The following is a 25371-nucleotide window of genomic DNA, read 5'->3' as shown; positions in this document are numbered from 1 at the left end:
CAGCAACCGATGTCCTTTCGCGAACGCCTTCAATCCTGGCGCTACAATCTCGTGCCCGACCACCTTGTCGGCGAGATCCTAAGCAAACGCTGGACTGATAACGCCATTCCGTTCCTGGCGCTGGTGGCGACGCTCAGCGTGTTCGGTTCGATCATTCCCGGCTTCTTCAAGCCGATGTCGCTGCAGGAATCGACCCGCCAGCTCGGCGAATTTTCGCTGGTCGTCACCGGCATGACGGTGGTCATGCTCGGCGGCGGCATCGACCTTTCGGTCGGCTCGATCTTCGCGCTGTCCTGCTTTTCCGCCGTGTTCGTCTTTTTCATCCTCGAACAATCGGTATGGCTGGCGCTGGCCGCCTCGATCGCCACCGGGCTGCTGTTCGGCGCGATCAATGGCTATCTGATCGGCTATTTCAGGCTGCGCGCTTTCCTGACGACACTGGTCACCTTCATTTTCGGGCGGGCGCTGTTCGACATACTGGTCACCACCTATGCCGCCGACGTCCAGCTTTCCGATGCCACATCGGATGTGCTGGACTTCATCGGCGACGACACCTTCTGGGGCCTTTCGGTTGCGGTGTGGGCAGCGATTATCCTGGCGATCATTACCCATGTCGCGCTGACGCGCTCGCGGCCCGGCTGGCATGTGCAGGCGGTGGGCGGGTCGCGGCGATCGGCCCACAATGCCGGCATCCGCGTGCGCCGCACCGTGTTCATGACCTATGTGTTCTCCGGCTTCTGCGCTTCGCTCGGCGGCTTCCTCATCGCCTGCCGGCTGAGCGGGGCAGGGCCGGGCACAGGCCTCAATCTCGAGGTCATGGCTTTGACGGCAGCGGTCGTCGGCGGCGTCAGCCTGGGCGGCGGCCGCGGCTCGGTGATCAAGGGGCTGATGGGCGCGATCATCGTGCTGACGATGACCAACGGGCTGATCCGGCTGGGCTATGGCACCGGCACCAACCAGATGGTGCTGGGCATCATGCTGGCAGTTGCCGTCACCATCGACATTCGCTGGCTAAAGAACCGCCACAAGGTGCTGGACGAGGTCTATGTGGCACCGGTCTATTTGAAGATGGGGGCAACGCAGTCGGCGGCACCGGGCTCCGGCACCCCTTACGAGCTCGACAACCGGCTGTCGGAGGCTGACCATATCGGGCTCGGCGAGTTGGAAGGGCCGGAAGACGTCATCCTCGACCGCGACGACCATCTCTATTGCGGCACCAGGCATGGCGAGATCGTCCGTTTCTTTGCGCCGGACTACAAACACTCGGAGGTCTTTGCCCATATTGGCGGCTTTCCGCTCGGCCTGGCCTTCGACAAAACAGGCAATCTGATCAGCTGCGTCGGCGCCATGGGCCTTTATTCGGTCTCGCCGGAGCGGGAGGTGAAGCGGCTATCGGCGGAAACGTCACGCTCCTGGACTTCGATCGTCGACGATGCGCGGCTGCGCGATCCCAATGATTGCGACATCGCGCCGGACGGCCGCATCTACTTCACCGATTCCACCAAGCGCTATGACGCCCACGACTGGGCGCTGGACTCGATCGAGAACCGCGCCACCGGGCGGCTGCTCGTCTATGACCCGAAGGACGCTTCGACGAAGACATTGCTCGACGGCTACCGCTACACCAACGGCGTGTGCATGGCGCATGACGGCAAGTCGCTGTTCTTTGCCGAAAGCTGGGCCTGCCGCGTGCACCGCTACTGGCTGGAAGGGCCGAAAGCAGGCACCGCCGAATGCGTCATCCGCGACATGCCGGGCTACCCCGACAACATCAACCGCGCCTCCGACGGCAATTACTGGATGGCCTGGCTTGGCATGCGCACGCCGAGCTTCGACCTGTCGCTGCGCCATCCCGACATGCGCAAGCGCATGACGCGGCGGCTGCCGCAGGACGAATGGCTGTTCCCCAACATCAACACCGGCGGTGTGGTGAAATTCAACGAGAAGGGCGGCATCGTCGAAGCGATGGGCGACCTGTCGGGCGCCGCGCATCCGATGGTCACCTCGATGCGCGAGCACAAGGGTTTTCTGTTCGTCGGCGGTATCCTCAACAACCGCATCGGCCGCTACAGGATTGCCGCTGCCGATCCGAACTGGACCAGCCCCGCTTCCTATTGGGGAGCGAAGCCATGATGCTGGATCCCATTCTCGACATCTTTCGCGGCAAGGCGGTGACCATCCCGCCGCTCGACGGTGCCTTCAGGTCGAATACGCTGCTGGACGATGCTGCGGCCTTCGCCGAACTGCCCGAGCCCGATAATCTGCTGGTCGCCGACGGCCGGCTGCTGGTTTCCAGTGCCAATGCCGTCTACGCGGTCACCGCCGGTGCCGCGCCGACGATAGTCGAGACATTTCCGTCCCCGGTCATCGCGCTCGCGCGCTCGCCCGCCGGCGAACTGACGGTCGGGCTCGAAAACGGCAGGCTGTTGATTGCAGGCAAGGAGGCCGCCCTGCCGGCCGAGATCCGCTGCATAACAGCACTTGCTTACGCAGAAGATGGCACGCTTTGGCTGGCCAATGGCTCGGCCGAACACGGGCCGTCGGAATGGGCCGCGGATCTGATGAAGAAGGGTGCTTCGGGTTCGCTGTGGAAGCGCGATCCGACAGGCAGCGAAATCCGCAAGCTCGCCGGTGACATCGCCTTTCCCTATGGGCTGCATCCAACCGGCAAGGATGTGTTGGTCAGCGAGAGTTGGCGGCACCAACTCGTCCGCTTCGATAGCCCGACAGGCAGCCGCTCGACGGTGCTGGCGCATCTGCCCGGCTATCCCGCGCGCCTGTCGCCTGCCGCCGGTGGCGGTGCCTGGCTGGCGCTGTTTGCGCCCCGCAACCGGCTGATCGAATTCGTGTTGCAGGAAACGCACTATCGAAACGACATGCTGGCGCAAATGTCGCCGCAACACTGGATCGCGCCGGCACTTGCCTCCAACCGCAGCTTCCTCGAGCCGCTGCAATGCGGCGGCATTCGCACCATGGGCATTCACAAGCCATGGTCGCCGAGCCGCTCCTACGGGCTGGTGGTCAGGCTCGATCGGGAGATGCGGCCGCAGTTCAGCCTGCACAGCCGCGCCAACGGCACGCGCCACGGCATCTGCAGCGTGGCGGAGAAAGACGGTCGCCTGTTCATTGCCTCGAAAGGCGGCGATTGCCTGCTGGCCATCGAACTGGCTTCAGGAGGGCATCGCTGATGGAACCGATCGTCCGCCTGGAGAACGTGACCAAGACCTATCGCGGCGTGCCCGCGGTGAAGAATGTCAGCTTCGAGCTGCGCAAGGGCGAGATCCACGCGCTGCTCGGCGAGAATGGCGCGGGAAAATCGACGCTGACCAAGATCATCGCCGGCGTCGTCGACGCGACCTCGGGAAAGATGTTCCACAACGGGCAGGAGATCGCCTACGCCTCGCCGCATGCGGCCCTTCAAGCCGGTATCGCCATGGTGTTCCAGGAGACCAGCCTGGTGCCGTCGATGACGGTGGCGCAGAACCTTTATCTCGGCACGGAAAGCTTTCTCAACCGGCTGCGCGGCACCTACATTTCAGCGCAGCAATTCCTGCAGTCGTTGAACTTTCCCGTCGACCCGAACGCCATGGTGGCGACGCTGGGCGCGGCCAAACGGCAGATGGTCGAGATCGCGCGCGCCGTCCACCACAATGCCGAGATCATCATCTTCGACGAGCCGACGGCGACGCTGACGCCGGAGGAGAAGCGGCACTTCTTCGCGCTGATCCGCCGGCTCAAGGCAAGGGGTGTGTCGATCGTCTTCATCAGCCATGCGCTCGAAGAGGCGCTTGATGTCGCCGACCGCATCACCATTCTGCGCGACGGCGAACTGGTGATCACCGACGACACAGCCGCCTTCGATCGCGACAGGATCGTCGCCGCCATGGTCGGGCGCACGCTGTCGGGGCAGTTCTACAGCCAGCGCGACGAGGCCAAGCTGCGCAAGGCCGGCAAGAAGGTGCTGTCGGTGCAGGACATCTCGATGAGCAATGTCGTGCGCAACAATTCCTTCTCGATCTTCGAGGGCCAGATCACCGGGGTGTTCGGGCTGATCGGCTCGGGTCGCACCGAGACGTTCAAGATCGTTTCCGGCATCTACAAGCGCGACTTCCTGCGCGGCGGCACCATAGAGCTGGACGACCGGCCGGTGCGCTATCTCGTTCCGAGCGAGGCGGTGGCGGACGGCATCGTCTATGTCACCGAAGACCGCAAGAGCGAGGGGATTTTCGAGACCATGGACGTTGCCGAGAACCTGTTCGGCGGCTTTTTGGCGGCCGGGCGGGAAAAGGGCTGGGTGATCAATGCGCAGGAGATGCGGGCGCTGTCGGCCGAATGGACCAAGACGCTGAACGTCAAGGCGATCAACGACAATGCGCGGGTGGTCGAGCTCTCGGGCGGCAACCAGCAGAAGGTGGTGATCGGCAAGGGGCTGGTGCAGAAGCCGCGCATCGTCATCTTCGACGAGCCGACGCGCGGCGTCGATGTCGGTGCGATCGCCGAAATCCACCAGATCATCAACCGGCTGGCCGATGAGGGCCTGGCCGTCGTCGTCATCTCGTCCTACCTGCCGGAGATCATGAACCTGTCCGACCGCATCCTGGTCTGCCGGCAAGGCCGCATCGTCGAGGAGTTCTCGCCGGCCGAGGCGACGGAGGAGAAGATCATGTATGCGGCGGTGCATTAGTCCCTTGGCGGTAGCGCCTCATTTTGACCTTTAAGTCCGGTGGGCATTGGCGTCCTCCTGCCACTCAGCAAGCCCATTGGCCGTAATCCGCTGAATGCGGTTTAAGGTCTTGGCGATAGACTTCGCGGCGTAGGGGCGATTTTCGGGAGATTCCAGAACGCGCAGATAATTTCTTTGCGCAGCCAGCGCTCTACGCCAAATCTCTTCCGACTGATACTTGCCCGGCATAACGACACACTTCCATGCTTTGCACTAAACATATGGGAGTTTGGCGCGGTTCGCGACAAGCCGATGTCAAATTTCAAACTGAGACATTACCCCTTGGCGTAGAAGTTGACATGTCAACTAGTCTTCGTATTGGCGAATTGGATGCCTTGGAGATTGGCCGAAACGCCCATCGCTTCGTCATCCTGGGGCGAAGCAAGGAGCGAAGCGACGCGGCGCAGACCCGATCCATGCCGCGACTTCAGAGCGCTGCAGCGGTGCAGAATTCTACTCCGCTGCACTCTTCGGCGGAAGTTACGGCATGGATCCCAGGGTCTTCGCGACGGAGCTTCGCTCCTGCTTCGCCCAGGGATGACGATGTTGAGGGGCTTCGGCCGGCCTTCAAGGCCTTCCTCAGCGCGTCAATTGCTGATTTATCCGAGGCGATTAGCCGCCTTTTCTCAAGACCTGATTCAACGATCTCGCATAATGATTCAAACCGAAAGGAGCCTGCCCATGGCCACCACAAGACTTCTGACCGATGCCGAGGTCGAGGCGATTCCCGCTGTGAAGGCCGTGTTCGACGACATCCGCGCGACGCGCAAATCCGATTTCGTCAATAATTTCTGGCGCGGGCTGGCCAATGATCCGGTCTCGCTGAAGCGGGTGTGGGAACAGCTCAAGGCGGTGATGGTCGCGGACAGCGTCATCGACCCGCTGACCAAGGAGATGATCTACATCGCCGTCTCGACCGCCAATGGCTGCTCCTACTGCGTCCACTCGCACACGGCGGCAGCCCGCGCCAAGGGCATGACTGAAGCGCAACATGGCGAGCTGGTGTCGATCATCGGACTGGCGGGGCAGACCAACCAGATGGTCACTGCGATGCAGATCCCGGTCGATCCGCAGTTCGAGGTGCGGTGAGGCGCGGCGCCTTCCCTTCTCCCCTTGTGGGAAAAGGTGGCCGAGCGAAGCTCGGTCGGATGAGGGGTGCCGGAAGGATTGCTAGCTTGAAGACGTAAGTGCTTCAAATTGCCTGTATTTCCACCGCCGCGTTCCTTCCAACACCCCTCATCCGTCTCGGCGCTGCGCGCCGATCCACTTTCTCCCACAACAAGGGGAGAAGGGAATGCGCGCTACACCGGCCGATAAACCCGCTCCGCCGTGTTCCAGTAGATATCGGGCTCGGCGGCCGCGCCGTGCTTGCCCACCGTTTCCCGGTGCGCCTTGATCAGCTCGTCGTGGCTGGTCCACAGTTTCTCGATCGGGAAGTTCGAGCCGAACATCAAATGGTCGCTGCCGAGGATGTCGATGGCATTGTCGACGATATAGCTGATCAGCGCCGGGTCGTTGCGGTGGACGAAGGTGCCGAGGCCGGACAGTTTTGCATAGAGGTTGGGGGCCGCTGACAGCGTGCGCAGGCCGGCTTTCCAGGCCTCGGTGGTCTCTGGCTCCATGTCGGTCAGCATGCCGGCGTGGGTGAGGATGAAATTGGTCTCGGGGTTCTCGCCGACAAGCGTCAGCCCGTCCTTCATCTGGGCGGGGAAAAGCTGCAGGTCGAAGGACAAGCCGTAGTCCTTCAGACGCGCCACATTGGCCCGCACCTTCGGGTCGATGACCTGATCGGCCGAGGCAGCGAAGCGGAAGGCCGGCATTTCGTGCCAGTGCAGCTGCATGCGCACGCCGCGCAGCAGGGGGTATTTGATCAGCCGGTCGATCTGGGAACGCACGTCGTCCACGGTCATGTCGGCATAGCCGACGATGGCGTGCGGCCAGCCGGTTTGTTTCGCGGTTTTCTGCAGGAAGGCGACCTCATTCTCGAAATCCTCCTTGGCCCAGTTGGTCTGGACATAGACCGCCTTCTCGACGCCCGAGCCTTGCTGGTCGGCGAGGAATTCCCCGATAGGATAGTCGCGGCGGATCGGCTCATACGGTCCGAAGATGCGCGGCACCATCGGCCCGACCAGCCAGGGCTGGTCCTTTTGGCGCCAGATGTGGAAATGCGCGTCGATCGCCTTCTGCATCACGAAACTCTCCTCCAGATTGCCGCGGCCGCCGGGGCTGGGCGGGCGAGCGACAGGATGAAATCGGTGAGGCCGGCGATCGACGAACCGTCGACCAGGTCGTCGAGCACTGGCAGGATGGCGCGAAGCGCTGCCGTCGCCGGCCGAAAGCGCGGATCGCCGGCCAACGGCGTCGCCAGCGAAAGCCGAAAGGCGCGGGCGCTCAGCCGGCGCATCGCCGTCTCCAGCTCGGCATGATCGCCGCGCTCCAGCGCATCCGACAGGATGACGATCGCCGCCCCGCGCGCAAAGGCCGAAAAACGCGGCACCGAGAGGAAGGCAAGCAGTGTCGGTCCCATGCGGGTGCCGCCGTCCCAGTCGTCGACCTGGGCAGCGGCGCGAGCCAGCGCCTGGTCGCGGTCGCGAATGCGCAGCGCCGAGGTGATACGGGTCAGTCGTGTGCCGAAAGTGAAGACCTCCGCCCGGTCGGCGCCTTGCACGGCCGCATGCGCCAGCTTGAGATAGTCTGAGGTGTAGAGCTTCATCGAGCCCGACACGTCGATCAGGATGAGTAGCTTGCGTGGCACTGTCTGCCGCCGGCGCAGCAGCGGCGAGGGGATATCGCCGTCGGCACTGACGATTTCGCGCAGCGAGCGGCGCAGGTCGAGCTTGCCGCGCGCATGCGTGCGCACCGTGCGGAAGGAGCGGCGGGCGGGCAAAGCGGTGGCGAGCTTGCGGCGGAAGGCGGCAAGCCCGTCGCTATCGCGGCTGAATTCGCGGACGCTCAACTGTTCGCTGGCCGAAGACAGTTCGCCGCCTTGCTCCTGGCGGACCACCTCGATTTCTTGTTCGCTGGTTTCGCCGTCATCCTTGATGCGGGTTTCCTCGTCGGCCTCGCCTCCGACCACTGCCGCGGTGCTGCCATAGAAATGGCTCCGAAAATGCGCCTCGAATTCGTCGCGGCGGTCGGGCGGCGGCGCCAGCGTGGCGAGCGCCGCTTCGCGGATGTCGGCCATCGAGCGCGGCCCAAGCAGCGTCACCGCTTGCATGAAGCCGGAGACCTGCTCGGGCGCCACTGAAAAGCCATAGCGGCGCAGCAGCCGGCCGAAGCCGAGGAAGGGCGTCGCCCCTTGAGGCAGATCCGCGGGGCTCACGCCAGCGCCTCCTCGACAATCTTGCCGAACTCGGGCGCGATGCAGGAAAGGTCCTCCTCGTCCTTGATCAGCACGCCAATGGCGCGGCGAAACGCTTCCGGCCACGGACTGCCGCCTTTTTCGAGGATCGTCGCGGCGTTCGCCCATTCGACCGCTTCGGCGATGCCGGGCGGCTTCGCCAGCGGGCGGGCGCGAATGTCGCGCACTGCGGCAGCCCCGGCGCGCGCCGTGGCCTCGGCGACGTCGCCGGCGCGCAGCATGATGATCTCGGCTTCGCGCCGGGCGTCGGGATAGGTGATCCAGTGGTAGACGCAGCGCCGCCGCAGCGCTTCGGCAAGCTCACGGGTGCGGTTCGAGGTCAGGATGACGATCGGCTGCGCAGTCGCGCGAATGGTGCCGCGCTCGGGAATGCTGATCTGGAAATCGGACAGGAACTCCAGCAGCAGCGCTTCGAATTCATGGTCGGAACGGTCGATTTCGTCGACCAGCAGCACGCGCTTTTCCGGCGCTTTCAGCACCTGCAGCAGCGGCCGCGCGATGAGAAAGCGGTCGTCGTAGATGTCGACCTCGTGCTCACCGGCATGGCGGATGGCGAGCAACTGGCGCTGGTAATTCCATTCGTAGAGCGCATGTGCGGCGTCGATACCCTCGTAGCATTGCAGCCGCACCAGGTCGCGCCCGAGCACCTCGGCAATCGCCTTCGCAGCTTCCGTCTTGCCGACGCCGGGTGCGCCTTCGAGCAGCAGCGGCTTTCCCAGCCTGATCGCCAGGAAGATGGCGGTGGCCAGGCTTTCATCGGCGAGATAGCGCGAGGCGGCGAGGCGCGACGCCACCGCCTCAGGCGAGGTCGCGACTGTCTCAGCGCTTCTCTTGGGCATTTTCAGCCCTCAGTTCGGGGCTTGCGCCTTCAGCGCCCGCAGGATGCGCTCCGGCGTGATCGGCAGCGTATCGATGCGCACACCGACAGCGTCGAAGACGGCATTGGCGACCGCCGGGATCTGCGGGTTGGCGCACATTTCGCCCGGCCCCTTGGCGCCATACGGCCCGTCCGCCGAGGGCCGTTCCAGCACGATGATCTCGGTTTGCGCGAGATCGCCAGGACCCGGCATCAGATATTGGTTGAAGTCGGTGCCGCCATGGTCGCGGTTGGGATAATAGGGCTCGGTCGTTTCGTAGAGCGCATGGCTGATGCCCATCCACGAGCCGCCAACGAGTTGCTGCTCGACCATTTTCGGGTTCAGCGCGCGGCCGATCTCAAACACGTTCTTCACCGTCAGCACGGTGACCTCGCCGGTCTCGTCGTCGACCTCGACCTCCGCCACCGTGCAGGCATGGGCGTAGCAGGTAGACGGCTTCATCGCTCCGGTCTCTTTCTCCGGATAGGAGCGGGGGATCAAAAACATGCCGCGGCCGGAAATCGAACGGCCGCGCTTGAAATGCGCCGACAGCGCGACATCGAAGATCGAGATCGATCTTTGCGGCGCGCCCTTGACCAGGATGTTGCCCTCGCCATCGGTCTCGAGGTCCGAGGCGTTTACCTCAAGTTCCTCGGCCGCCACTTCCAGCATCACCTGGCGGGCTTCCCTGGCGGCCTGGATGACCGCATTGCCGGCCCGATGCGTGCCGCGCGAGGCGAAGGTGCCCATGCAGTGCGGGCCGGTGTCGGTGTCGGCGGTGTCGACGACGACGCGGTCGGTCGGTACGCCGATCGTCTCGGCGCAGATCTGTGCCATGATCTGCTTCATGCCCTGGCCCAGGTCGACGCTGGAGAGCGTGACCATGAAATTGCCGGTCGGCGTCGAATGCACCAGCGCCTGCGTCGGGTCGCCGCCGAGATTCATGCCGGTCGGATAATTGATCGCGGCGACGCCGCGTCCGCGCCTGATCGCCATCTCAAGCTCCCTTCGCGTAAGACGACATCGTCATGAACTTCTCCGCCACCGGCCAGTTGGCGGCGCGCGAGGCTTCCTGCATGCACTCGATCAGCGCCGCCCCCTCCGTCGGCTGCCGGTGTGCCTTCATGTCGCCGTCGCGGTAGGCGTTGATGAAGCGGAATTCGAGAGGGTCCATGCCGATCAGCCGGGCGAGCTTGTCCATCTGCACCTCCAGCGCGAAGTCGCCGATGGTGACGCCGAAACCGCGCATCGCCGAGGACGGGGTACGGTTGGTGTAGACGCAGTAGGTGTCGATCCAGACATTCGGGATCGTATACGGGCCAGGATAATGCCCGGCGCCCTTCTGCGCGCCGTAGGGCGAATGGCGCGAATAGGCGCCGGCATCGGTGTAGCCGGTCACTTTCCGCGCCACGATGCGGCCGTCGTTCGTGACGCCGTCCTTGATGACGACCTTCTCGGCGGCGCGCGGCGAGGAAATCTGCATCTCCTCCTCGCGGCTATAGACAAAACAAACCGGTCGTCCGGTTAGTTTGGCGCCGAGGATGGCGATCGGCTCGACGATGACGTCGACCTTGCCGCCAAAACCGCCGCCGACGGTGCCGCCGACGAAATGCAGCTTGTTGCCGGGCATCTGCAGGATGATCGAGGCGTTGTCGAGCGTGAAGAACATCGCCTGCGTGTTGGTGTAGCAGGTGAAGCGGTCGTTGCCCTCCGGTGCGACGATGCAGCCGGTCGTCTCGGTCGGCGCATGCTCGATCGGCGAGGACTGATAGGTCTGTTCGAGCACGTGGTCGGCTGTGGCAAAGCCTGCCTCGACATCGCCAAAGCGCACCTTGCGGCATTCGCCGCTGTCGTAGAGGTAATAGTTCCGGCCGTGATACTCGTTGACGATCGGCGCGTCGGGCTTCAGCGCTTCCTCCATGTCGAAGACGGCCGGCAGCACCTCGTAGTCGACCTTGACCTTGGCGGCGGCTTCCTGCGCGGCGCGCTCGGTCTCGGCCAGCACCGCCACCACCGCCTCGCCCTTCCAGCGCACCTTGCCGTCAGCCAGCACCGTCTCGTCCTCCGGCCCGATCTGGATCAGGATCAGGATGGTGTAGACATTGTGCGGCACATCCTTGGCGGTCAGCACCTTGACGACACCCGGATGCTTTTCCGCCTCGGACGTATCGATGCTGCGTATGCGGGCGTGATGGTGCGGGCTGCGCACCATCTTCAGGTGCAGCATGCCGGGAAAATTGCGGTCGGCGAAATAGGTGGTCTTGCCAGTGACATGGCCGGGTGAATCCGAACGCGGCCGCGGCTGGCCGATCTCGTGCAGATCGTCCTTGCGCTGGTCGGCGAAATAGCTCTTGCGGAGTTCCATTTTCTTAACTCCCTCAAACCGCGTTCTGCGAATTGGAGCGCGCGGCGGTCAGCACCGCCTGGATGATCGGCTCGTAACCGGTGCAGCGGCAGATATTGCCCGACAGCGCCTCGACCACGTCCTCGCGGCTGGGGTTCGGCGTGTGATCGAGCAGTACCTTGGCTGCCATGATCATGCCCGGCGTGCAGAAACCGCATTGCGTGGCGAAAGCATCGAGGAAAGCGCGTTGCAGCGGATGCAGCACGCCGCCTTCCGAAAGCCCCGACGTCGTGGTGACGGCCGCACCGTTGCAGGTCTCGGCCAACGTCAGGCAGGACAGCCTGAGCTCGCCATCGATGATGACCGTGCAGGCGCCGCAAGTGCCTTGATGGCAGCCGCCTTTTGGCGAGGTGTCGCCGATCTTGTCGCGCAGCGCGTGAAGCAGCGTCGTGCCGCTGTCGATGAACTCGGCCTTTTCGGCACCATTGAGCGTGAACTGAACCGGGACCTTCGCCATCTTTATTACTCCTTGCGCCGCAGCCAGGGCGTTCAGGCGAGCAGCAGCCGGCCGAGATGGACCGGCAGGACTTCGTTGCGATACCAGGCACTGGCGATCGGATCGGTTGGCGGCGAAGTGCCGTCGTGGGCAACGGCCAGTGCCGGTGCGATGCCGTCTGCGGTGAGTTTGCGGCCAATCAAGGCTTTCTCCGCCGCCCTGGCACGGATCGGCCGGTCGGCCATGCAGCCGAGCGCGATCCGCGCTGACGTGACAGTGCCGTCCTGTGCCTGTTCCAGCACGGTGGCGATGCTCAGCACCGCGACGCCCTTTGGCTTGACCCGCGACTGTTTCAGGAAGCGAAAACCGCCTTCCTTCGGAAGCGTGAAGCCGACCGCAGTGACGATGGCGTGATTGCTCTCGCGCTTTGCCAGAAAGGTTTCGATCGGCAGCTCGCCGTAGTCGGTGGTGACGGTTGCGTCCAACGCCAGCAGTGCAACGGTGAAATCGCCGTAAGGCGTTGGCGCGAAGAGATTGCCGCCGACCGTAGCCATGTTGCGGATCGCCGGTCCGCCGACGGCGCGCGCGGCGTGGGCCAGTGGAGCGAGATCCGGGTGACGGGCGATCGCCGCCATGGTCACCGAAGCGCCGATGCGGACCTCGCCGCCGGAAATGTGGATGATCGACAGCGCCGGTTCGGTCGACCGGATGAAACCGGAAATCGACACGTCGCCTTCGTTGGCGGCGCGCACGACCAGTGTGCCGCCACCGAGATAGCGGGTGCCGGCGGCCTTCAGCGCCGCGCCAGCGTCCTTCACCGTCGGGAAAGTCTGCAGTGCAAGCGCCATGGAACGCTCCTGGTTGTCAGCTCAATTCAGTTCAACCTTGCCGGCGAAATGGGCCTTCAGGGCGTTGAAGCCGCCCTGGAAGACGTTGGCGCCCATGCCTTCGGCCAGCTTGTCGGCTTCTTCGGGAGGGGCGTCGAAGCTGGCGGTCCATTCGGCATAGGTGCGGTCGCCGTCGGTCACCCGCCGCAACTGCAGCGTCGCCTTGTGGTTGGTAAGCGGTTGCGGCGTCTCCAGGATGGAGTAGCTGACGAGGAAATTCTCGTCGGAGAAATCGAGCAGCTTTTCGCGGAGGCGGGCGCCGCTGGCGAGCTGGAAATTGCGCACGCAGCCGATCGTGCCGGCATCCTTGCCGTCCTCGATATGGCTTTCGACCATGCGCGGGTGCCAATTCGGCAGACCGTTGAAGTCGCGTATGCGCGCCCAGACCTTTTCGACCGGCGCGTCGATGACGCTGGAGATGGTGACTTTCGCCATATGATCGTTCCCTTGCAAATCAGCTGCTTGGGAGGGTAGGGCGGCAGACTCGGCGGCGCTTATCAATGCGTCTTGAACGCCTATCAATTAGTCTGAAAAACGGGCGCTCAGCTGATCGCCCGCGCCGCCTCGCGGTAAAGCGTCGGCGGAACGCCGACATGGTCGCGGAAGAAGCGCGAGAAATTGCCCTGGGTGGTGAAGCCGAGATTGCAGGCGACCGAGATCAGCGGCTCCTGCGACCACTGCAATTGCCGCACCGCTTCCTCCATGCGCAGCGTGTTCCAATAGACGTTGGGCGTCAGATTGGTCTGTTCCTTGAACAGGGCGAAGAAATGCGGCCGCGACAGGCCGACGCTGCGCGCCACGTCGTCGAAGCAGATGCGCTCGCAGACATTGGCTTTCATCAGCTGGATCGCCTTGCGGACGCGAAAATCCTGCATGGTGTTGACGCGGGCGCGCACCGTCTGCGGTGCGCAGGCGTCGGCGGCATCGAGCACGCTGTCGATGAAGCGCTCGATCTCGTAATTGGCGATGTCGTCGATGCTCTCATTGTCGCTGAGATGGTCGAGAAGGTTGGCCGCTGCCTTGTGCAGCCAAGGCTCGAGCGTGATTGCCGGGGCGGAGAACAGCGGCGCCGAGGAAGGCAGCTCGCGGCGCCTTCGAGCCCAGTCCGGATCGATGTAAAAGGCGAGGAACAGGCCGGGCGTGCCGTCGCGGGACAGAGCGTGGCTGTGCGGCTGGAAGGAATTGATGCCGGCGGCGGTGCCCGGTCCAAGCCGCACCGTCTCGCGGCCGATGGTCATCTCGCCGGCCGTGCCTTCCAGCCAGATGATGATATGCGCCTCGACATGGGCATGGGTGACGAAGTCGCTGGCGACGTTCAGGACAGAAACATGTCCGAACCGGCCCCAGTAGAGCCTGATCGCTTCCGTCATGGGTATATCCTCCCGCAGGCGACTGGCCTCCCTTCGCCTGCTGCGAGCGATTGTGCGGCTCAGTTCGGGCTTGCGTCAAGACGGATGTGCACGCTCGGGCGCCGGCCATGCGCCGCAGCGGCGCATTTTCAGACTCGGCGATAGGAAGAAGGCGAGCGTTTCCAGGCCGGTATGGCAAGACCGGTGCGGTCGACGGCAACCGGCACTCCCTTCGAGGCTGAGCAAGGACTTTTGCCAGCGAAGCAACTTTGCCCCGCCGGCGGAAAAGTTCAGTCGTTGCGCCTGAAATTGCGGATGCGGTCGAACAGCACGGCGAGCAGGATGGCGCCGCCGATGAACACGCCTTGCCAGAAGGCATTGATGCCGAGCAGGCCGAGGCTGTTGCGGATGACCTCGATCAGCGCCGCGCCAACGACTGCGCCGAAGGCTGTGCCCATGCCGCCGGCCAGGTTGGCGCCACCGATGACGGTGGCGGCGATCACCTGAAGCTCCATGCCGTTGCCGAGATTTGTGGTGACCGCGCCCAGCCAGCCGGTCTGGATGATGCCGGCAAGGCCCGCCGCCAGTGCCGAGATCATGTAGACGACAACCTTGATCTGGCGCACCGGAACGCCGGTCAGCGTCGCCGCATGCTCGTTGCCGCCGATGGCGAAGATGTGCCGGCCGAATTTCGTCCAGCGCAGCACGAAGCCGGTGATCATCGCCAGTACGATCATATAGAGCACCGGATTGGCGATGCCGAACACCCAGGCGCCGCCGCCAAGCGCCAGCAGCTTGTCGTGGTCCGGCCCGAACTGGAAGACGACGGTGTTGTTGGAGGCGACCATGGCAAGGCTGCGTGCGATCGAGAGCATGCCAAGCGTCACCACGAAGGGCGGAAAGCCGAGATAAGCGATCAGAACCCCGTTGAAGGCGCCGATGATCAGCGCCGTCGCGATCGCTGCGGCAATGCCGGTCTCGATGCCGTAGCCAGCATGCATGGTCACGGCCAGCACCATCGAGCACAGGCAAAGCACCGAGCCGACCGACAGGTCGATACCGCCGGTGATGATGACGAAGGTCATGCCGAGCGCCACGATGGCGACGAAGGTGATGTTGCGGGTGATGTTGTAGAGGTTCTTGGTCGTGGCGAAGGAATCCGTGGCCACGGACAGGAACAGGCAGGCGAGGATGACCGCGATCACCACCCAGAAGGTCTGGCTGGCAAACACCTTGCTCAGCAAGGTGTGCTGCTTGTGCGCGATCGTCTGATCAAGGGTGACTGCCATTATCGACCTTTTTTACTCATGGTTGAGGCGTCAATCATACCTGTTCGATAGCGCCGGTGATGAGCCCGGTGACTTCTTCCGGCGAACTCGATGCGATCGTCTTGTCGGCGACCTTGCGGCCGCGCCGCATGACGATGACGCGGTCGGCGACGTCAAAGACGTCGGGCATGCGGTGGCTGATCAGCACGACGGCGATGCCCTGGTCGCGCAAATGGCGGATCAGGTTCAATACCTCGGCGACCTGGCGGACCGAGATCGCCGCCGTCGGCTCGTCCATCAGCACGATCTTGGCCTGCGAAAGCATGGTGCGGGCGATCGCCACCGCTTGCCGCTGGCCGCCCGACATCTGTTTGACCAGGTCGCGCGGGCGGGTTTCGGATTTCAGCTCGGCGAAGATCTGGCCGGCACGTTTGTACATGGCGGCATAGTCGAGGATGCGAAGCGGCCCGAGGCCGCGGCGCAATTCACGGCCGAGATAGACGTTGGCGGCGGCCGTCAGATTGTTGCACAGTGCCAGGTCCTGATGGACGATTTCGATGCCGTGCTGGCGCGCCTCGACCGGCTTGTGCAGGATCAGCTCCTTGCCGTCCATCTGCATCGTGCCATGGCTCGGTGGGAAATTGCCGGCGATCATCTTGACCAGCGTCGACTTGCCGGCGCCGTTGTCGCCCATCAGGCCGACAACCTGTCCGGCCTCGATCGACAACGAAACGTCGTTGACCGCCTGGATGGCGCCAAAATGCTTCGAGATGTTGGTGAGTTCGAGAACCGCCACCAGCCTTCTTGCCTCCCCGTGCTTTGCGGCCTGCGGTTCTGCCGCGGCCTTTCGCTCTCCCCAGTTCCTCCCGGAAGCAGCGATTTTGCCCATTTACGCATAAGCCACCTTGGCGTCAACCACGGCTTCTTTCGAAAAATCAGTTTTGTAGGACAAATAGCATTGACGTCGGTGACAAGGCGATATTAGCTAAGTGTCGGAGGAGCTTGCGCCGATCCCCCGGGTTGCCGGAAGGAATCGGTGAAGGTTTGTCGGTCAGGGATCTGGTAACCAGCAGTATCTGTCGGTGCCGGTCTGAGACTGAATATGAAAATGCTTATCGACCTGGCTTGGCGACACGAGTGCGACGTCCTCTGTCATCTTGCTCCGGGTCGATCTGTGTGTGGCGGGCACGTGGTGTCCGTTTGTTTCAAAAGGGAGGACTGACATGAGGAAATCACTATTGCTCGCTGCCGCCGCCGTCATGGCGTTGGGTGCCGGGCCGGCTATGGCCAAGAAACAGCTCGTCATCGTCGTGAAGGGTCTCGACAATCCATTCTTCGAGGCCATCCACCAGGGTTGCGAGAAATGGAACAAGGAAAACGCCAGCTCGGAATATGAGTGCTTCTACACCGGACCGGCATCGACCTCGGACGAAGCCGGTGAAGCCCAGATCGTCCAGGACATGCTGAGCAAGCCCGACACTGTGGCGATGGCGATTTCGCCATCGAACGCGCCGCTGATCGCGCAGACGATCAAAAGCGCCAATCCGTCGATCCCGATCATGACCCTCGACGCCGACCTCAGCAAGGAAGATGCGGCGCTGCGCAAGACCTATCTCGGCACCGACAACTACCTGATGGGTCACAAGATCGGCGAATACATCAAGAAGGCCAAGCCGAATGGCGGCAAGATCTGCACCATCGAAGGCAATCCGGCTGCCGACAACATCCTGCGCCGCGCGCAGGGCATGCGTGACGCGCTTTCGGGCAAGGAAGGCCTCGCGGCGCTGGCGGGCGAAGGCGGCTGGACGGAAGTTGCCGGCTGCCCGGTGTTCACCAATGACGACGGCGCCAAGGGCGTGCAGGCGATGACCGACATCCTCGCTGCCAATCCCGATCTCGACGCCTTCGGCATCATGGGCGGCTGGCCGCTGTTCGGCGCTCCGCAGCCCTATCGTGACCTGTTCAAGCCGATGGCCGACAAGATCGCCAGCAACGCCTTCGTCATCGGCGCCGCCGACACGATCGGCGACGAGGTGGCGATTGCCCGTGACGGGCTGGTGACCGCGCTGGTTGGCCAGCGGCCGTTCGAGATGGGCTACAAGGCGCCCTCGGTGATGATCGACCTGGTCGAAGGCAAGCCGGTCGCCGATCCGGTGTTCACCGGCCTCGACGAATGCACCAAGGACACTGTCGACACCTGCATCCAGAAGTAGGTTCGCAGTTTCGGGGCGCCCTTCGACGGGCGCCCCGTCACAGACCGTCCATACGAACGCACGAGGCGACGCTGCTTTGGAGCGTAGGCCGCTGCTTTGTCGTGTCCTGAGTTCAGGCTTTCGACAAGCAGCTGCCGGGGAATACGAATGCCGGACGCGACATCAAAAAAGCGACCCGCCAAGTTGAAGGCCGAGGCTGAACGGCCGGCCGGCGTTCGGCGTGCCGACGCCGCACACTTTCCCGGCTCGAGCGTGCATGCGTCGCTGGCCAACGAAATCGGGCTGAGGATCGTGCGCGGCGACTATCCGCCGGGAACCATCCTGCCCAACGAAGCCAAATGGTCCGAGACCTTCGACGTCAGCCGCTCGGCGGTGCGCGAAGCCATAAAAATGCTGATGGCGAAAAGCTTGCTTGCGTCGCGCCCGAAGATCGGCAGCTGGGTCGAGCCTAAGGAGCGCTGGAACCTGCTCGATCGCGACGTGCTGGCCTGGTACGCGACCTCGCCGGACCGCGAGGTGTTCCTCAGGACGGTGCAGGAATTCCGCCACATCATCGAGCCGGAGGCCAGCGCCTTTGCCGCCATGCGGCGCACCGACGAGCAGATGGCCGAGATCAGCCAGGCCTGTCGCGAAATGGGCGAAGCGACCAACCTGCAGGAGCGAACGCGCGCCGACACGCGGTTCCACCTCGCCATCCTGCGCGCCTCGGGCAACGATCTGCTGGTGCCGCTCGGCGTGCTGATCGAATCGGCGCTCGATCACCTCTTTGTTTTCGTCACACGCGAAACCAGCGACCAGCGTCGGGCGCAGGCACTGCACGAGGCGATCGAGAAGAACATCCGCCTGCAGCGGCCCGCCGCAGCCCGTGCCGCGGTGCACAGGCTTCTCGCCAACACCGACGATGTTATCGGGCGGTCGCGGCGGTGATGGTTGCACCAGGGCTGGCATTGCTCCGAACGATTGCAAAACTCGGCATTCCTTCGCGCCCCTCTCTGTCCTGCCGGACATCTCCCCCACGAGGGGGGAGATTGGACGCCACTTCGGCTTTCGCTAATCATCAACGTTAGGCAATGAGGGCGGCGACCTCGGATGGGCCAGGGATTCGGACTTTTTTACCGCCGCAGCGTATTTTGTTCTTGCTTTGTGCCGGCAGCTATGCTACTAATCTGGTTATGGTGCTGATTGGCGCCGGCGACCCGCCTACCGAGGCGGGTTTTTTGTTTTCGGCTTTGAAATTGCAGTGTTGCCGATCTGAGGTCTGAGGGACAGCACCCCCCTCTGCCCTGCCGGGCATCTCCCCCAACAAGGCAGGGCAAATCGCGTAAGGAGTCCCCCTCATCCGGCCGCTTCGCGGCCACCTTCTCCCCGCTGGGGAGAAGAGGCTGACGCCGGCGCTGGCGATCTCCTCTCCCCTCGGGGAGAGGTTGGATTGCCCCGAATTGCCCTTCGCAATTCGGTTGGCAATCCGGGTGAGGGGGCTCTTGCCTACATGCGATTGCACTGCCTCAAGGGGGAAGATTGGCAGCTTCGCCAGTGGCGCTGACGCCTCGGAATGTTGCGGCAAGCTTGCGTGGCCAAAAGCTGATCGGCCGGCTCAGATCGTCTGCTTCTTGCCATCCCTGGTCGGCATCAGGTCGACGCCGTTGACCTTGCCGATATGCGTGGCCAGCATCGGCACATACTGGTCGGCGGGGCCGGCCGCGAAGGCGCCGGCGAAGGCGTTCTTGGTGGCGTTGCCGAGCGGATTGGCGATGCCGGCAGCACCCGCCATCGATTCGAGATAGGTGAGATCCTTGAAGGCGTTGGCGATGCTGAATTTGTGCGCGTCGCGGTCGCCTTCCAGCGTCCAGCGCATGAAGGTCTGGTAGAAGCCGCAATCCATGCGGCCGTTGCGGATGACGCTGTCGAAGCGCGGCGGCGAGATGCCGACCTTCTGCGCCAGCGCCAGCGCCTCGGAATAGATCGCGGCGTAGCCGAGCGAAATGAAGTTGTTGAGCAGCTTCATGCGATGGCCGTCGCCGGTGTCGCCGATATGGACGATGCGCCCGGCCCAGGTGTCGAGCACCGGTTTCAGCCGGGCAAAGACCGTGTCGGGCGCGCCGACCATGGCGTCGAGCGTGCCTTCCCAGGCCTCCTTCGGCGTGCGGCTGAGCGGGGCATCGACATAATCGACGCCGAGCGCCTTGAGTTCGGCGGCCAGCGCCACCGTCGAGACAGGATCCGAGGTCGAGCAGTCGACGACAACCGATCCCTGCTTCAGGCCTTCCTTGAGGCCGCCTGGGCCGCGGATGATGGCTTCGACCTCGCGCGAGCCGGTGACGCAGATGAAGACGATATCGGATGCCGCGGCGACGTCGCGCGAGGTCGCCGCTTCCTTGGCGCCGCGGCCGAGCAGGTCTTCGGCAGGCGTGCGGTTCTTGCGGCCGAGAAAAGTCAATGGATAGCCTTTGTCGACGATGTTCTTCGCTATGCCGTGCCCCATCAGGCCAAGCCCGATGAAGCCGATCTTTTCGCTCGCGGCGGTCGTGTTCATGTCGTTTCGTCCTATTTGCAATGATGGATGACGGCGCTGCACCTTGCCGGCGAATTGTTGAAGCGGGTTTTTGCCGCATGCCATTGGCAGGCGATTGCAGAGTTCGATATTGTCTGACAATACACATGAATTCCAGGGAGAGCAAAATGACGAAGCGGATCATGTTCACCGGCGGCAGCGGCAAGGCCGGGCGCCACGTCGTGCAGTATCTGGTCGAGCAGGGCTGCCAGGTGCTCAACATCGACACCAAGCCGCTCGACAATCCCAAGGTGCGCACGCTGATCACCGACATCACCGACAGCGGGCAGGTGTTCAACGCGCTGTCGAGCTATATCGGCCTGCATGAATTCGATCCGTCGCTGCGTTCGCAGCCGGTCGATGCCGTGGTGCATTTCGCGGCGATCCCGCGCATCATGATCACGCCCGACAACGAGGTGTTCCGCATCAACGCGCTCGGCACCTACAATGTCATCGAGGCCGCAGTGAAGCTCGGTATCCGCAAGGTGGTGATCGCATCCAGCGAGACGACCTACGGCCTGGTCTTCGCCAACGAACCGCGCGATCCGACGCATTTTCCGCTCGACGAGGAGTACGACGTCGATCCGATGGACAGCTACGCGCTGTCCAAGGTCGTCAACGAGAAGACCGCGCGGGCGTTTGCACAACGCGATGGCTCCGACATCTATGCCTTGCGCATCGGCAACGTCATCGAGCCGCATGAATATTCGCTGTTTCCGAAATGGTTCGCCGATCCGGGTTTCCGCAAGCGCATTGCCTGGAGCTATATCGACGCGCGCGACCTCGGCCAGATCACGCTGCGCGCCATCGAAAAGGACGGGCTCGGCTATCAGGTGTTCAACGCCGCCAATGACGACACCTCGTCCGACCTGCCGACAGCCGAACTGCTGAAGCGGTTTTACCCCGATGTGCCGGTCAAGGGCGAACTTGGCGAATACGAGACGCTGCTCTCCAACCGCAAGGCACGCGACATGCTCGGCTTCCGGCCGGAACACAGCTGGCGGAAATATGTCAAGACGAGCTGACGGAGGCAGCTGACGCGGAGCCGGCACTGGGCCAGCCCGCAATTGCTGGTCATGACGCTGGGCTCAGGACCTATTAAAAGGGATTCACAGGATACGGCGTTCTGATTCATTGGCGGCGCAAAGGGGCGCTGCCATAAGTAATCTGTTCTGGTTATCGGCGGCGCAGATGCGCCGGATCGAGCCGTGGTTTTCGCTGTCGCACGAGATGTGTGCCGCGCGGCAAATTTGAGCCTACTTGTCTTTCCAGAATTCGGCCTGGAGTTGCGCCGCTTCATCGGCAAGCAGCGGACCGACGACTTCAGTCGGACGCTGCCCGGCTTCGAAGACGATCCTGCAGGGCAGGTCGAGTGTAGGATTCTCGACATGTGCACCCGTCGATGCCTTGAGGTCATGTTCGCTCTGGCCAAAGACGACCCGTCCGATGCCCGCCCAATAGATTGTGCCGGAGCACATCGCGCAAGGTTCGGCCGAAGTGTAGAGTGTGCAGGAGGCCAGCTTTTCGAGACTGAAATTCATCCCCGCCCATGAGGCCAGCAGCCTTTCGGCATGAGCGGTGCGGTCGCCCCCGCCGGCTTTGTAAGCGTTGGGCTGCTCGCGCAAAACATTGCCGTCCTTGTCAGCGAGGAGCGAACCAAAGGGATGTTCGCCGGCATCGCGGGCCTTGCGCGCGACTTCGAACGCCTGACGGAGCAGGCGCTCATCATAGGGGCGTTGTGGCATCGGCGGATCCTCCGGCTATGCCGCTGGACCATAGTGCCGAACAATCCGCCGACACAAGTCGGCGGCCTAAAACGCGTCGCGTTCGACCGGCCTCATGCTACGCGCTTCAGGTTCTTGTTTTGATGCATGTCGTATCGCAAACCCGCTGCACACTTTTGAGCGACATGCATCAGGACTCGTTCCGACTAGGGCGTTGAGCCAGCCAGATGCTGCCGATGACGAAAATGACGCCGGCGATCTGAGGCAAGGTCAGCGTCTGATCCAGGAATACCCATCCAAGCAGCACGGCGGTCACCGGGCTGAGGAAAAGCAGCGACGACACCACTGCAGATTCCAGTCGCGCAATGCCCCGGAACCAGAGGACATAGGTCAACGCCGCGCCGATCAGGCCGAGCCACGCCAGTCCAAGCAGGTTGGCCCCGGTCGGGAGCGGGATGGACGGTTCGAAAAGCAGGGCCACCGGAACGAGAAGCAGACCGCCGGCAGTCAGCTGCCATGCCGTAAAGGTAAGCAGCGATACTGGCGGTTGCCACTTACGGGCCAATACGCTTCCGAAGGCCATGGAGGCCGCCCCGGCGAGGCCGGCGGCAACGCCGACCGCATCGAGCGTCGCGTTCGGGGTCAGCACCAGCAATGCAACACCGGCGATCCCGACAAGGGCAGCGACGATCGCCAACGGTCGGACAGGGCTGGCAAGCAGGGCAGCGGCAAGGAAAATCACGATCAACGGCTGGACCGACAGCACCGTCGCGGCGACCCCGCCCGGAAGCCGGTAGGCGGCGACAAACAACATGCTCAGGAAGATCGAGATGTTGAGGGCTCCGAGGACGAAACTGCGCAGCCACCAGATGCCCGTTGGCAGTTGCCGAACGATCGCCAGCAGCAGCAATCCGGCGGGCAAGGCACGCAGCATTGCGACCGTCATCGGCGAAAAGTTGGGCAGGAATTGGGTGGTGACGATATAGGTGCTGCCCCATATCGCGGGTGCAATGGCTGTAAGCAACAGATCGAAACGGTGCGTTTTCATAAGATTTCCAGTACTTCGGCAAGAGGGCGGCGCGGCTTTTGCGGCCAGTTTCCGGGCGCGGCGCGGCCGACCGCGATGAGCATCACCGGCATTTCATTCCGCGCAAGGCCAAACTCGCGGGCCACGCCTTCGGCATCGAAGCCTGCCATCGGACCGGAGACGAGCCCCAGCGCTTCGGCCGCGAAAATCAGCGTTGCGGCGCCAAGCGTTGCCGAGCGCACGGCTTCGTCGCGGGCTGCCCGAGGATCGGCATATTGTGCGCGGGCGCCTTCCTGCCAGCCCGAAGCCATATCCGCCGGCATGAAGCCGGCTTGCACGAAAGGATGCAGCCTTGCTGTGAGGGCAGCGTGGTCGGGCAATACGCCGCAGACGATGAAGGTGACCGCTGCTTCCTGCACCTTGGCCTGGCCATGGGCCACGCTGCGCAACCGCGCCTTTGCTTCCGGCGTCCGCACGGCGATGAACCGCCAGTTCTGAAGGTTGTAGGCGGTTGGCGCGCGGGTTGCGAGACGCGCCAGTTCCTCGACCTCGGCATCCGTCAATGCGTACGAGGCATCGAACCGATTGGCCGACATGCGTCGCTCGATAAGGGAGATTGTGGGGTTGGTCATCATATCATTCCGAAATTGAGAAAGTTGTTCGGGAAGCAGATATGGAATTTACCAACAGACGATAATATGTGACAATTGAAAGACATTGTTTACTGGGAGAGAATGGTGCAGTGGATCGCCTGACTGCGTTGCAGGTTTTCCGTCATGTGGCGGAACTGAACAGCTTTGCCGAAGCCGGACGGCGGCTCGGTCTCTCGCCTCCCGCGATCAGCAAGAACATCGCCGAGCTGGAGGCGCATCTGGGGGTGCGGCTCATCAACCGGACGACGCGGCGGATGGCCCTGACCGAAGAAGGCAGGATCTATCTGGAGCATGTCACGCAGGGGCTCGATGCGCTGGCCAGGGCCGACCAGGTCCTCGGCCCGATCAAGACGGCGCCGAGCGGCACGTTGCGGGTCAGCGCGCCGATGACTGTCACGTTGACGCGGCTTTCGGCTGCCATTCCCGCGTTTCTATCGCGCTATCCCGATTTGAAACTCGACCTGCATCTTGATGACAGGCGCGTCGATATCGTGCGGGAGGGATTTGACCTTGCCATTCGCGGCAGCGACAATCTCGAGGATTCCAGCCTGGTCGCCAGAAAGCTTGCGGTCATGCCGCACGTGCTTTGTGCAGCTCCTGCCTACTTCGAGCAGCACGGCCGGCCTCAAACGCCTGCCGATTTGAAGGCGGCCAACTGCATCCGGTTCAGCCTCTCGGGGCATGCGGACATATGGGAATTCCGCAAGGACGGCCGCAGCGAGCGGATCGCCATCGACGGACGATATTCGGTCTCCTCGAGCCTTGCCGTGCGCGATGCGCTGCGCGCCGGCTTCGGCGTCAGCCTGATCCCCTATCCCTATGTCGAAAGCGACCTGAAAGCAGGCCGGCTGCAATCGGCTCTGGATGACTGGGACAAGGTCGAAACCACACTCTACGCGGTCTATCCGGCACGGCAGCATCTTGCCCCGAAAATCCGCGTCTTCCTTGATTTCCTGATCGAGGAATTCAGTCGGGACAAAGAGAAGCCGTTCGTGCCTCCCCGGCGTGAACGCCCGGCAAAGCGCGGTGTCGGCGAGGCGACGGATACGGAAAATCAAACCGAGATATTGCCGTCGATTTCATCTCCTTGACACGCCTCCAAATCCGGACTTTGTGGAGCCATGCAGGACGCGAAGCCGAATAAGGGAAAGACAGCGGCCGAGGCGTTCGCCGAACGCACGAGCGGTATTCGCCGCGCCGATGCGGCGCGCATGCCGGGGTCGAGCGTGCATGCGTCGCTGGCCAACGAAATCGGGCTGAGGATCGTGCGCGGCGACTATCCGCCGGGAACCATCCTGCCCAACGAAGCCAAATGGTCCGAGACCTTCGACGTCAGCCGCTCGGCGGTGCGCGAAGCGATCAAGATGCTGATGGCGAAGAGCCTTTTGTCATCACGTCCCAAAATCGGCAGCTGGGTCGAGCCTAAGGAGCGCTGGAACCTGCTCGATCGCGACGTGCTGGCCTGGTACGCGACCTCGCCGGACCGCGAGGTGTTCCTCAGGACGGTGCAGGAATTCCGCCACATCATCGAGCCGGAGGCCAGCGCCTTTGCCGCCATGCGGCGCACCGACGAGCAGATGGCCGAGATCAGCCAGGCCTGCCGCGAGATGGGCGAGGCGACCAACCTGCAGGAGCGGACGCGCGCCGACACGCGGTTTCATCTCGCCATCCTGCGCGCCTCGGGCAACGATCTGCTGGTGCCGCTCGGCGTGCTGATCGAATCGGCGTTCGATCATCTGTTCGCTTTTACGACCCGGGAACTCGACGATTTGCAGCATGCGCAGAGGCTGCATGAGGCAATCGAGAAGAGCATCCGCCTGCAGCGGCCGGACGCGGCACGCAATGCAGTGCGCAAGCTGCTGGCCAATACCGACGGCGTCATCAAGTCCAGGTAGCCGCCGTTCGGCTCCCGGTTTGA

General features: G+C 63.2%; 25 protein-coding genes. 9 read left to right on the top strand and 16 right to left on the bottom strand.

Annotated features, from left to right (window positions below; genetic code table 11):
• Nucleotides 1-9 precede the first annotated feature (9 nt).
• Genes NKH37_RS12455 through NKH37_RS12445 form a run of 3 tightly spaced genes read left to right on the top strand, consistent with a single transcriptional unit; the run spans nucleotide 10 to nucleotide 4684 of the window.
• The gene (locus NKH37_RS12455; protein WP_353003470.1) at nucleotides 10-2133 is read left to right on the top strand and encodes an ABC transporter permease; all 2124 of its coding nucleotides are present in this window, start codon (nucleotides 10-12) and stop codon (nucleotides 2131-2133) included.
• Entirely contained in the window at nucleotides 2130-3188 is a 1059-nt protein-coding gene (locus NKH37_RS12450; RefSeq protein WP_353003468.1) for an SMP-30/gluconolactonase/LRE family protein, read from the top strand. Before NKH37_RS12455 ends, NKH37_RS12450 begins: the two co-directional genes overlap by 4 nt.
• Nucleotides 3188-4684, top strand: a complete 1497-nt coding sequence (locus NKH37_RS12445) for a sugar ABC transporter ATP-binding protein (protein WP_353041058.1) — start codon at nucleotides 3188-3190, stop codon at nucleotides 4682-4684. The genes NKH37_RS12450 and NKH37_RS12445 overlap by 1 nt, the downstream gene beginning before the upstream one ends.
• 30 nt (nucleotides 4685-4714) lie before the next feature.
• Here the strand turns inward: NKH37_RS12445 and NKH37_RS12440 are convergent, their stop codons facing one another.
• Nucleotides 4715-4912, bottom strand: coding sequence for a hypothetical protein (locus NKH37_RS12440; RefSeq protein WP_353003466.1), 198 nt, complete (start codon nucleotides 4910-4912; stop codon nucleotides 4715-4717).
• 492 nt (nucleotides 4913-5404) lie between these two features.
• Here NKH37_RS12440 and NKH37_RS12435 point away from each other — a divergent pair, with 492 nt between their 5' ends.
• Complete coding sequence (locus tag NKH37_RS12435; protein ID WP_352547006.1) at nucleotides 5405-5812, top strand: carboxymuconolactone decarboxylase family protein; 408 nt, start codon at nucleotides 5405-5407, stop codon at nucleotides 5810-5812.
• Nucleotides 5813-6024: 212 nt separating this feature from the next.
• Here the strand turns inward: NKH37_RS12435 and NKH37_RS12430 are convergent, their stop codons facing one another.
• From NKH37_RS12430 to NKH37_RS12380, 11 genes are all read right to left on the bottom strand, one after another.
• Nucleotides 6025-6912 carry an amidohydrolase family protein gene (locus NKH37_RS12430; protein WP_353003731.1) on the bottom strand — a complete coding sequence of 296 codons (888 nt, stop codon included), beginning with the start codon at nucleotides 6910-6912 and terminating at the stop codon, nucleotides 6025-6027.
• The gene (locus tag NKH37_RS12425) at nucleotides 6912-8045 is read right to left on the bottom strand and encodes a vWA domain-containing protein (RefSeq protein ID WP_352788615.1); all 1134 of its coding nucleotides are present in this window, start codon (nucleotides 8043-8045) and stop codon (nucleotides 6912-6914) included. Before NKH37_RS12425 ends, NKH37_RS12430 begins: the two co-directional genes overlap by 1 nt.
• A complete protein-coding gene (locus tag NKH37_RS12420) occupies nucleotides 8042-8923 on the bottom strand; it encodes an AAA family ATPase (protein WP_352811846.1) in 882 nt (293 codons plus the stop codon). The genes NKH37_RS12425 and NKH37_RS12420 overlap by 4 nt, the downstream gene beginning before the upstream one ends.
• Nucleotides 8924-8932: 9 nt before the next feature.
• Nucleotides 8933-9937: a xanthine dehydrogenase family protein molybdopterin-binding subunit gene (locus tag NKH37_RS12415; protein ID WP_023721264.1), complete on the bottom strand. Its 1005-nt coding sequence runs from the start codon at nucleotides 9935-9937 to the stop codon at nucleotides 8933-8935.
• Between the two features lies 1 nt (nucleotide 9938).
• Complete coding sequence (locus tag NKH37_RS12410; RefSeq protein ID WP_352788610.1) at nucleotides 9939-11306, bottom strand: xanthine dehydrogenase family protein molybdopterin-binding subunit; 1368 nt, start codon at nucleotides 11304-11306, stop codon at nucleotides 9939-9941.
• 13 nt (nucleotides 11307-11319) lie between these two features.
• Entirely contained in the window at nucleotides 11320-11802 is a 483-nt protein-coding gene (locus NKH37_RS12405) for a (2Fe-2S)-binding protein (RefSeq protein ID WP_352481581.1), read from the bottom strand.
• 32 nt (nucleotides 11803-11834) lie between these two features.
• Nucleotides 11835-12629, bottom strand: coding sequence for an FAD binding domain-containing protein (locus NKH37_RS12400; RefSeq protein WP_353003464.1), 795 nt, complete (start codon nucleotides 12627-12629; stop codon nucleotides 11835-11837).
• Nucleotides 12630-12650: 21 nt separating this feature from the next.
• Nucleotides 12651-13103: an SRPBCC family protein gene (locus NKH37_RS12395; protein ID WP_023721260.1), complete on the bottom strand. Its 453-nt coding sequence runs from the start codon at nucleotides 13101-13103 to the stop codon at nucleotides 12651-12653.
• A gap of 107 nt (nucleotides 13104-13210) precedes the next feature.
• Nucleotides 13211-14038 carry an AraC family transcriptional regulator gene (locus NKH37_RS12390; RefSeq protein ID WP_023721259.1) on the bottom strand — a complete coding sequence of 276 codons (828 nt, stop codon included), beginning with the start codon at nucleotides 14036-14038 and terminating at the stop codon, nucleotides 13211-13213.
• A 269-nt stretch (nucleotides 14039-14307) separates the two neighbouring features.
• The gene (locus tag NKH37_RS12385) at nucleotides 14308-15306 is read right to left on the bottom strand and encodes an ABC transporter permease (protein WP_023721258.1); all 999 of its coding nucleotides are present in this window, start codon (nucleotides 15304-15306) and stop codon (nucleotides 14308-14310) included.
• A gap of 34 nt (nucleotides 15307-15340) precedes the next feature.
• Nucleotides 15341-16081 (bottom strand): ATP-binding cassette domain-containing protein, encoded by a 741-nt coding sequence (locus tag NKH37_RS12380; RefSeq protein WP_023675804.1) that lies wholly within the window; start codon nucleotides 16079-16081, stop codon nucleotides 15341-15343.
• A gap of 427 nt (nucleotides 16082-16508) precedes the next feature.
• Between NKH37_RS12380 and NKH37_RS12375 the strand changes: the two genes are divergently transcribed.
• Nucleotides 16509-17498, top strand: coding sequence for a sugar-binding protein (locus NKH37_RS12375; protein ID WP_352863592.1), 990 nt, complete (start codon nucleotides 16509-16511; stop codon nucleotides 17496-17498).
• Between the two features lie 147 nt (nucleotides 17499-17645).
• Nucleotides 17646-18425 (top strand): FadR/GntR family transcriptional regulator, encoded by a 780-nt coding sequence (locus NKH37_RS12370; protein ID WP_023721256.1) that lies wholly within the window; start codon nucleotides 17646-17648, stop codon nucleotides 18423-18425.
• A gap of 667 nt (nucleotides 18426-19092) precedes the next feature.
• Here NKH37_RS12370 and NKH37_RS12365 read toward each other — a convergent pair.
• Nucleotides 19093-20031: an NAD(P)-dependent oxidoreductase gene (locus NKH37_RS12365; RefSeq protein WP_352815680.1), complete on the bottom strand. Its 939-nt coding sequence runs from the start codon at nucleotides 20029-20031 to the stop codon at nucleotides 19093-19095.
• A 146-nt stretch (nucleotides 20032-20177) separates the two neighbouring features.
• Here NKH37_RS12365 and NKH37_RS12360 point away from each other — a divergent pair, with 146 nt between their 5' ends.
• Nucleotides 20178-21074 (top strand): NAD-dependent epimerase/dehydratase family protein, encoded by an 897-nt coding sequence (locus tag NKH37_RS12360; RefSeq protein WP_353003462.1) that lies wholly within the window; start codon nucleotides 20178-20180, stop codon nucleotides 21072-21074.
• A gap of 231 nt (nucleotides 21075-21305) precedes the next feature.
• On the opposite strand, the gene NKH37_RS12355 is transcribed toward NKH37_RS12360, so the two are convergent.
• The 3 genes from NKH37_RS12355 to NKH37_RS12345 form a co-directional block, all read right to left on the bottom strand.
• Nucleotides 21306-21794: a nucleoside deaminase gene (locus tag NKH37_RS12355; RefSeq protein ID WP_023721251.1), complete on the bottom strand. Its 489-nt coding sequence runs from the start codon at nucleotides 21792-21794 to the stop codon at nucleotides 21306-21308.
• A gap of 169 nt (nucleotides 21795-21963) precedes the next feature.
• Nucleotides 21964-22821: an EamA family transporter gene (locus NKH37_RS12350; RefSeq protein WP_353003461.1), complete on the bottom strand. Its 858-nt coding sequence runs from the start codon at nucleotides 22819-22821 to the stop codon at nucleotides 21964-21966.
• Nucleotides 22818-23432 carry a nitroreductase family protein gene (locus NKH37_RS12345; protein WP_353003459.1) on the bottom strand — a complete coding sequence of 205 codons (615 nt, stop codon included), beginning with the start codon at nucleotides 23430-23432 and terminating at the stop codon, nucleotides 22818-22820. The genes NKH37_RS12350 and NKH37_RS12345 overlap by 4 nt, the downstream gene beginning before the upstream one ends.
• 110 nt (nucleotides 23433-23542) lie before the next feature.
• Between NKH37_RS12345 and NKH37_RS12340 the strand changes: the two genes are divergently transcribed.
• Both NKH37_RS12340 and NKH37_RS12335 read left to right on the top strand, forming a co-directional pair.
• On the top strand, nucleotides 23543-24544 hold the full coding sequence (locus NKH37_RS12340; RefSeq protein WP_352481571.1) for a LysR family transcriptional regulator: 1002 nt from the start codon (nucleotides 23543-23545) through the stop codon (nucleotides 24542-24544).
• A 30-nt stretch (nucleotides 24545-24574) separates the two neighbouring features.
• Nucleotides 24575-25348, top strand: coding sequence for a FadR/GntR family transcriptional regulator (locus NKH37_RS12335; RefSeq protein ID WP_023721247.1), 774 nt, complete (start codon nucleotides 24575-24577; stop codon nucleotides 25346-25348).
• The last annotated feature ends 23 nt before the right edge of the window (nucleotides 25349-25371 follow it).

Origin of the sequence: Mesorhizobium sp. M1217 (assembly GCF_040318275.1) — a bacterium.
In the GTDB taxonomy this organism is placed as follows: domain Bacteria; phylum Pseudomonadota; class Alphaproteobacteria; order Rhizobiales; family Rhizobiaceae; genus Mesorhizobium.
The sequence above is the reverse complement of the archived record's forward strand: the minus strand, read 5'-3'. Positions and strand labels throughout refer to the sequence as shown.

What these genes read in the sequence shown, in the direction of transcription:
- NKH37_RS12455 (WP_353003470.1), top strand. Translation starts at nt 10, where the DNA reads ATGTCCTTTCGCGAACGCCTTCAATCCTGGCGCTACAATCTCGTGCCC.
- NKH37_RS12450 (WP_353003468.1), top strand. Translation starts at nt 2,130, where the DNA reads ATGATGCTGGATCCCATTCTCGACATCTTTCGCGGCAAGGCGGTGACC.
- NKH37_RS12445 (WP_353041058.1), top strand. Translation starts at nt 3,188, where the DNA reads ATGGAACCGATCGTCCGCCTGGAGAACGTGACCAAGACCTATCGCGGC.
- NKH37_RS12440 (WP_353003466.1), bottom strand. Translation starts at nt 4,912, where the DNA reads ATGCCGGGCAAGTATCAGTCGGAAGAGATTTGGCGTAGAGCGCTGGCT.
- NKH37_RS12435 (WP_352547006.1), top strand. Translation starts at nt 5,405, where the DNA reads ATGGCCACCACAAGACTTCTGACCGATGCCGAGGTCGAGGCGATTCCC.
- NKH37_RS12430 (WP_353003731.1), bottom strand. Translation starts at nt 6,912, where the DNA reads ATGCAGAAGGCGATCGACGCGCATTTCCACATCTGGCGCCAAAAGGAC.
- NKH37_RS12420 (WP_352811846.1), bottom strand. Translation starts at nt 8,923, where the DNA reads ATGCCCAAGAGAAGCGCTGAGACAGTCGCGACCTCGCCTGAGGCGGTG.
- NKH37_RS12415 (WP_023721264.1), bottom strand. Translation starts at nt 9,937, where the DNA reads ATGGCGATCAGGCGCGGACGCGGCGTCGCCGCGATCAATTATCCGACC.
- NKH37_RS12410 (WP_352788610.1), bottom strand. Translation starts at nt 11,306, where the DNA reads ATGGAACTCCGCAAGAGCTATTTCGCCGACCAGCGCAAGGACGATCTG.
- NKH37_RS12405 (WP_352481581.1), bottom strand. Translation starts at nt 11,802, where the DNA reads ATGGCGAAGGTCCCGGTTCAGTTCACGCTCAATGGTGCCGAAAAGGCC.
- NKH37_RS12400 (WP_353003464.1), bottom strand. Translation starts at nt 12,629, where the DNA reads ATGGCGCTTGCACTGCAGACTTTCCCGACGGTGAAGGACGCTGGCGCG.
- NKH37_RS12395 (WP_023721260.1), bottom strand. Translation starts at nt 13,103, where the DNA reads ATGGCGAAAGTCACCATCTCCAGCGTCATCGACGCGCCGGTCGAAAAG.
- NKH37_RS12390 (WP_023721259.1), bottom strand. Translation starts at nt 14,038, where the DNA reads ATGACGGAAGCGATCAGGCTCTACTGGGGCCGGTTCGGACATGTTTCT.
- NKH37_RS12385 (WP_023721258.1), bottom strand. Translation starts at nt 15,306, where the DNA reads ATGGCAGTCACCCTTGATCAGACGATCGCGCACAAGCAGCACACCTTG.
- NKH37_RS12375 (WP_352863592.1), top strand. Translation starts at nt 16,509, where the DNA reads ATGAGGAAATCACTATTGCTCGCTGCCGCCGCCGTCATGGCGTTGGGT.
- NKH37_RS12370 (WP_023721256.1), top strand. Translation starts at nt 17,646, where the DNA reads ATGCCGGACGCGACATCAAAAAAGCGACCCGCCAAGTTGAAGGCCGAG.
- NKH37_RS12365 (WP_352815680.1), bottom strand. Translation starts at nt 20,031, where the DNA reads ATGAACACGACCGCCGCGAGCGAAAAGATCGGCTTCATCGGGCTTGGC.
- NKH37_RS12360 (WP_353003462.1), top strand. Translation starts at nt 20,178, where the DNA reads ATGACGAAGCGGATCATGTTCACCGGCGGCAGCGGCAAGGCCGGGCGC.
- NKH37_RS12355 (WP_023721251.1), bottom strand. Translation starts at nt 21,794, where the DNA reads ATGCCACAACGCCCCTATGATGAGCGCCTGCTCCGTCAGGCGTTCGAA.
- NKH37_RS12350 (WP_353003461.1), bottom strand. Translation starts at nt 22,821, where the DNA reads ATGAAAACGCACCGTTTCGATCTGTTGCTTACAGCCATTGCACCCGCG.
- NKH37_RS12345 (WP_353003459.1), bottom strand. Translation starts at nt 23,432, where the DNA reads ATGACCAACCCCACAATCTCCCTTATCGAGCGACGCATGTCGGCCAAT.
- NKH37_RS12335 (WP_023721247.1), top strand. Translation starts at nt 24,575, where the DNA reads ATGCAGGACGCGAAGCCGAATAAGGGAAAGACAGCGGCCGAGGCGTTC.